We start from the raw sequence: 6,599 nt of genomic DNA, 5'->3' as shown, positions 1-6,599 counted from the left end.
AAACTATATTTTGCCATGAAAAAACCGACCTCCCAATAGTTAGATTTTTGGTCTAACTTTTGGGGGTCGGTTCATTTAAAATACCTCAATTAATATTTACTTATCCCCAAACTTCGTCGGCAATTTCCTTTATAAGTTTCAATTTTGCCCATTGTTCTTCTTCTGTAAGCTTATTACCTATTTCGCAAGATGCAAAACCGCACTGCGGACTTAGGCAAAGTCTTTCAAGCGGAACATACTTTGCCGCCTCGTGTATTCTCTTGATAACATCTTCTTTGTTTTCAAGTTTAGGCGACTTAGTTGTGATTAAGCCCAAAACAACTTTTTTATCGCTTGATACCTTTGCAAGAGGTTCAAAACCGCCCGAACGCTCATCATCATATTCAAGAAGAAGTGCGTCAACATTTTCTCTTGCAAAAACATAATCCGCAACAGGGTCATATGCACCGCTTGTGAAATATGTTGAATGATAGTTACCACGGCAAATATGAGAAGTAATCACCATATCAGCCGGCTTATTTTCAAGTGCAAGATTGTTTACCTTTAGAAGCTGTTCCTTAACGGTTTCAATATCAATGCCAAGTGACTGGTATCTCTGTGCTGCCGCATCACCTACAACCGCACCCCAAGTACAGTCGTCAAGCTGAAGATTACGGCAGCCTGCATCGTAAAATTGCTTTATAACGTCACTGTAAGCCGCCGCAATATCTTTAATCAATTCGTCATTGTCAGCATAAAACTTTCTTGTACCCTCAATATTATTCGGCACAATAAATTGTTGGAAAGTTTGAGCCGGTGCAGGAATAGTGTATTTGGCAACTGTATTCTCATCCTCAAATTGCTTTAAAAATTTAAAGTATTCAACAAACGGATGTGCCTTTGCCTTGATTTTACCAACCAAATATGTATCGTCAAGTTTTGCAAGTTCCGCATCAAACTTAACTCCGTTTCCCGTGTCCTCATGCTCAACGCCCTCAAATCCCCACATAAAATCAAGGTGCCAGAAAGTTCTTCTGAACTCGCCGTCTGTGATTGCGTGGAAACCAAGTTTTTTTTGTTTTGCAACTAATTTAGTTATTTCTTCATTTACAATTTTATCGTATTCGTCTTTTTGTATCTCTCCGTTTTTTAACTTTTTCTTTGAATCTTTTAATATCTGCGGTCTTAAAAAACTTCCTACAAAATCGTATCTAAACGGTGTCTTTAATGTACTCATAATAAACTGTCCTTTCTTTCTTTGATGAATACAGTTTATCATATAAGTACCGTTTTGAAAAATACTTATAAACCGCATTTATTCATAGTTTCAACCTATGGACAAATATATTTTTAAAAATATATCAATGTGGCATTGCCGCATAGCTTTTATCAATCGTGATTACACAGTAATATGTAGGATATTTTTCCTTTACCATATCATTTATCGCTTTCTTGACTTCCTTGTCGGTCATATCCATATTATGCGGAACAACGCAGTCAAATATTACGTTTGTGTGCGTAATACCATACACTATACGCAAGTCATGAATTGTCAGACGTTCGTCAATCTCTTTTACCTTTTCACCAATCCAAATTCTAAGGTCGTTCACTGTATTGTCCTTTGTCGAAATCGGGTCAAAATGCACAATCATATGAAGCCCTTCATCATTCATAAAATCACGTTCAATATTATCTATGACGTCATGATTTTTCATAGCATCGCCTTCCGCCGCCATTTCAACATGCACACTTGCAAATTGTCTGCCCGGTCCGTAGTCGTGTACCATTAAATCGTGAGTACCCAAAACACCGGGATAGCTTAAAATCTTTTGACGAATTTCTTCAACCTGTTCATCCTCCGGTGCTTTTCCGAGCATAGGGTCAAGCGTGTCTTTTACAAGTCCGAAACCGCTGTACAAAATAAATACCGCCACACCAAGACCCATCCAGCCGTCAAGCTCAAAGCCGACAAAATGCGATAATATCGCCGCAACCAACACTGCGCCTGTCGTTATAACATCATTACGGCTGTCTGCCGCCGTTGCTATAAGCGTGTTTGAGTTAATCATTTTACCTGTTTTCGTATTAAACAATGCCATCCACGTTTTAAGCAAAATCGAAAACGCAAGCACACCGACAGTAACCCAGCTGAATTCAACTGCTGACGGATGAAGTACCTTATCCAAACTGCTTTTGAACAGTTCAACGCCGATTACCATAATAAGTACGGCAACCATAAGTCCCGACAGATATTCATATCGTCCGTGACCATAAGGGTGTTCTTCATCTGCCGGACGGCTTGCAAGTTTAAAACCAAGCAGACTGATTATGCTTGATGATGCATCGGATAGGTTGTTTACCGCATCGGCAGTGATAGAAACAGACGCCGACAGTGTTCCGACAATTAGTTTGCTTATGAACAGTATCGCATTGCACACTATTCCGACTATGCTTGAAAATTTACCGTATGCCGTACGCACATCGGAATTTTGCGTGTTTTCATAGTCTTTTATAAATCTTTTTATAAGTAGTTTTGTCATCTATGTCACCCAACCTTTATAACATAATTATTCTCTTTCAATACGTCAAGTGCCTTTCGAAAAAATTCGTTCTTTATAAGTATATAATCAGTGTTGTACGTTGATACCGCAAAAATCGGTATTTTTGCATTTGCTAAAATGTCCGCAGCTCTCGCAAGTATTCCCGTGAGTGAAAAATCAAGTATACCCTCGATTCTGAACGCTCTCCAACCGCTGTCACATACAATCGTATTTTTCGGAACAAACTCGCTTGAGCATACAAGCGATAATTCCTCATCAGTCTTGCCGACAAAGCAAAACTCGTCATTAAAGTTCACTTCCGTAACATCATTTATCTTGCATACCGCAAATTCTTTGTCTATTACCTTTATATCCATTTTTATCCCTCAATTATTGTTTCTAATCAGTATAGCACATTTTGTTGCCAACTGCAACAAAAAAAGAGTCAAAGGCTCTTTTTTTATTTTCTGTGTTTTTTTATATGAATAATCTCAATAAAATATTTATACTGTCTGAACAAAATCAATCCGATTACATACACACCGCCCATAATTGCCAATTTAATAACGGCATTTATTGTTATACCGACGATATTTGTTGCATCAATAGTAGCGTAACGCGTCAAAAAACCCGCAATGCAAACCATAACCGCAATACACACGTCCGGAATAAAACTTTTCAGAAATTTCAAAAAGCTAAATCCAAACGTCATTTTTATAAGCATAAAATATGAAATCATAAAATTAATATTATATGAAATCATTGCATTTCTTGCGACTGTGCCAATATCGCCGAAAACAATTCCGAGTACAATACCTATCAGAGTAGTCGACGACGACAAAACACCCGTTATAAAAAGATTTTTCGTGTTGCCAAGGCTTTGGAATATCGCACCGGAGCTTGAATTTACAACCTGTGCCCAAACCGAAAGACTAAGCATTGCAAGGCAAGGAATTGCCGCCGCCCAATGCTCACCGAACATCATACAGATAATCTCATATGACGCAAAATACATATACGCACCGACAAACAATCCGAGCAATGAAAGTATCTTGACAATCTTCATATAATTCTCATATATATACGCCTTATCGTCCTGATACTCCGACAAAATCGGGTGTATAACAGGTGTTATGACGTGCGTCAAATTTTGTTCGGGATAAAGTGCAAGTTTATATGCCTTGTCGTAATATCCAAGCTGTGTATCGCCCATAAACTTCGCCACAAGCAAATTATCGGCATTTCTTGCAAAGTAGTTAAACACGTTAAACGCAAACTGATATGACGAAAACGAAAAAATCTTCTTCACACTGCCGAAATCACATTTAATTCTAAGTTTTATCCTTGTACTGCTGTAATTCCATATAAAATTGACCATAACCTGTATAATAGACTGTGCGGCAAGTGCGTAATATTTCAGTCCGAGTTTTGCCAATACAATCGCTATACCGCTGCTTACAACAGTTGTGGTAATCATACGAAGTCCGATACGCACGAACTTTTTTTCTTTCATTAAAAGTGCGTTCGGCACCATATTCATTGTCGAAAAAAACAAAGACACCGAAAGCAAGCACCCTATCGGTATGTACACGCTGTTGCCGTAAAATTTAGACAACGGCACAGAAAAAATCGCAAAAATTATTGAAAGCCCTACCGCAACATATAAATTAAAAGTGAATATATTCGACACATCATAGTCGCTAAGCTCCTTATTCTGAATAACGGCAGTGCCTATCCCCATATTCGCAAGCACCGAAAAAAACGTGGTAAAAACGGTCATTACACCGATTACCCCGTAATCCTCCGGTAAAAGTATTCGCGCCAAAACAGCACTGAAACCAAGCTGCAATATAACACAACTGTAATTTGCGGCAGCATTGATAAACGCCGCCTTTTTGATTGATATATTTTTAACATCATTTTTTATCATCCATGTTTCAACTCCCTGTATATAATATATACACTAAAATTCAACTTGTCAAACATATTTTTTCTGACAAAAAAAGACAGATGAAACGGTTTAAATTTCATCTGTCTTTTTATCAGTCCATAGTTACAGTAGGCGGAATTTGTCCGCTGTAAACAGGTACGTCAAACGATAATGTTGCGTCTGTGAATGACGAGAATATCTTTTCAATGCTTACCGCCTGCTTAACCGCCCAGCCAATATCCGTTGCATATTGGTGAGTACCCGGATTTTCAGGGTTCCAAAGCATTTTATAAAGTGTGTTCTGTCTGCCATCCGAACTGTTCACATAGTTTTCGCTTATCCACTTTGCACCGCCCTTAATAGCCGCCTCTACACTCGTCCAGCCTTGACTGTATGCTCTCTGTGAACCGTTTCCGACAGGGTTTGCGTCATATGCACCGATACCGAACAAGTTATAAACGGTTGTGCCGTTGACCTCAACACCTGTTGCAAGCTGTGAAGTACCGTTTCCGGACTCAAGGCAAGCATGTGCAACAAGGTAAACCTCGCTGACGTTATATTCTTTAGCCGCCTCAATGAATGCCGCTCCCATTCCTTTCATTACACCCTTATCGGCAAGATAATTATTAAGCGTTTCTTCGCTGACATTATTCGGCTTTGAAAGGTCAAGGAACTGATATTTATATGCGTCCGTATAGAAACTGTTCGGATTCATATATTCCGCTGTTTCGGACTCTGTCGCATATGACATTCCGCCGTTTCTCCAAATTTTCGGTGGTGGGTTCAAGCCCATCTGTATTCTTATAATCTGTGGGAATGATATGTCATATGACGTGTATGTTACAGTTCCCTCCGTATCCAAATCAGAAACTTCATCATTCAAATTGAATGGGTCTTTTGCGTCCGATTCGGTTACGTTGACAGTAAACGTCTGTTTCTTTCCGTTAGTCGTTTCAACCGTTATATTCGCCGTACCAACGCTGACACCGCGTATTCTGCCCGCTTGACTTACTGTCGCTATCTTTGTATCGTCACTCGACCATTTAAGCGTTTTGTTTCGTGCGTTTGACGGTGAAACGGTTACTATCGCGTTAACACTGTCGCCGACTTTTATCGTCATTGCGTCAGTATTTTTTACGGATAAAGTCTGTACGTCAACGTATGAATTTACGACATTTACAAAGCACTTCGCCTCAAAGCCTCCGTCCTCCGTTGTTGCCGTTATCTCCGTCATACCGACGCCGACAGGCTTTACTCTGCCGTTTTCGTCCACACGTGCAATCTTTGTATTTTTAGATTTCCATGTTATGTTTTGGTTCGTTGCGTTTTTCGGGAATATTTCTGTCTGTAAAAGTCTGCCCTCACCGCCTGTGTAAAGCGTTATTGTGCTTGTCGGCATAAATATACCCGTTACAGGCTGTCTTACCGACAAAGTGGCGGTTGCACTCTTTTTTTGACTGTACAACATTGCCGTCAATGTCGCTTTACCGGGATTTTGTGCCGTTATATTACCGCCGCTGTCAATCTTTGCGATATTGTCATCAGACGATTTCCAAGTAATTTTTTTATCGGGTAAATTTATCGGATAAACCTTTGCTTTTATTTTTGCCTCTGCCGTACCGCCGTTTAGGTCAACAGCACCGTCGTCCCAGCTTAATTTTATCGCAACATTGGTTTTGTCGCTGTGGTCGAACGTGTAATAATTCTGCAAAACCATCGCATATCCGACAGAATCGTCACCCTCTTGAAGATAGTCGGAATTTACGGAATTTTTTATCATAACGCCCAAAAGCACACCGAGTACCGCCACTCCGACAGCAACTGAAATCAATGCCTTCAGCCTGTGTGCCTTTGCATACTCCCAAATGTCCTTTCTGAATTTCGGAAATTTAACGTATGCAAAATTTGAAAACTTTTTGCTCTTGCACAAAAGTTTCCAAAACTTCTTAAACACTCCGCCTACCGCATCCCAGCCTGTTTTAATACCTTTAAATATCTTGCTGAGCCACGAAAACGGACTTTTATTATTCGGTTGTATATTTCTTGTTAATTTAGTTTCCATACCGAATTCAATCCTTAAAAAATGGTATTGTTTCTACAATACCATTTAATTTTATGACTGCACAGTAAAAAAGTCAATACATATGCAC

5 protein-coding genes are annotated in these 6,599 nt (G+C 39.4%); all 5 read right to left on the bottom strand.

Annotated features, from left to right (window positions below):
* Positions 1-100: 100 nt before the first annotated feature.
* The 5 genes from LKE05_RS04020 to LKE05_RS04000 all read right to left on the bottom strand — a co-directional run bounded on the left by LKE05_RS04020 (position 101) and on the right by LKE05_RS04000 (position 6,511).
* Positions 101-1,216 (bottom strand): 5-methyltetrahydropteroyltriglutamate--homocysteine S-methyltransferase, encoded by a 1,116-nt coding sequence (locus LKE05_RS04020; RefSeq protein ID WP_308456000.1) that lies wholly within the window; start codon positions 1,214-1,216, stop codon positions 101-103.
* 124 nt (positions 1,217-1,340) lie between these two features.
* Positions 1,341-2,519: a cation diffusion facilitator family transporter gene (locus tag LKE05_RS04015; protein ID WP_308455999.1), complete on the bottom strand. Its 1,179-nt coding sequence runs from the start codon at positions 2,517-2,519 to the stop codon at positions 1,341-1,343.
* A 5-nt stretch (positions 2,520-2,524) separates the two neighbouring features.
* The gene (locus LKE05_RS04010) at positions 2,525-2,896 is read right to left on the bottom strand and encodes an ACT domain-containing protein (protein ID WP_308455998.1); all 372 of its coding nucleotides are present in this window, start codon (positions 2,894-2,896) and stop codon (positions 2,525-2,527) included.
* Between the two features lie 83 nt (positions 2,897-2,979).
* Entirely contained in the window at positions 2,980-4,449 is a 1,470-nt protein-coding gene (locus LKE05_RS04005) for a lipopolysaccharide biosynthesis protein (RefSeq protein WP_308455997.1), read from the bottom strand.
* 112 nt (positions 4,450-4,561) lie between these two features.
* Positions 4,562-6,511 (bottom strand): Ig-like domain-containing protein, encoded by a 1,950-nt coding sequence (locus LKE05_RS04000; RefSeq protein ID WP_308455996.1) that lies wholly within the window; start codon positions 6,509-6,511, stop codon positions 4,562-4,564.
* Between the last annotated feature and the right edge of the window lie 88 nt (positions 6,512-6,599).

This window comes from Hominilimicola fabiformis (genome assembly GCF_020687385.1).
Taxonomy (GTDB): Bacteria; Bacillota; Clostridia; order UBA1381; family UBA1381; genus Hominilimicola; species Hominilimicola fabiformis.
Note: the sequence above shows the minus strand (reverse complement) of the source record. Positions and strands in the feature narration are given on the sequence as shown.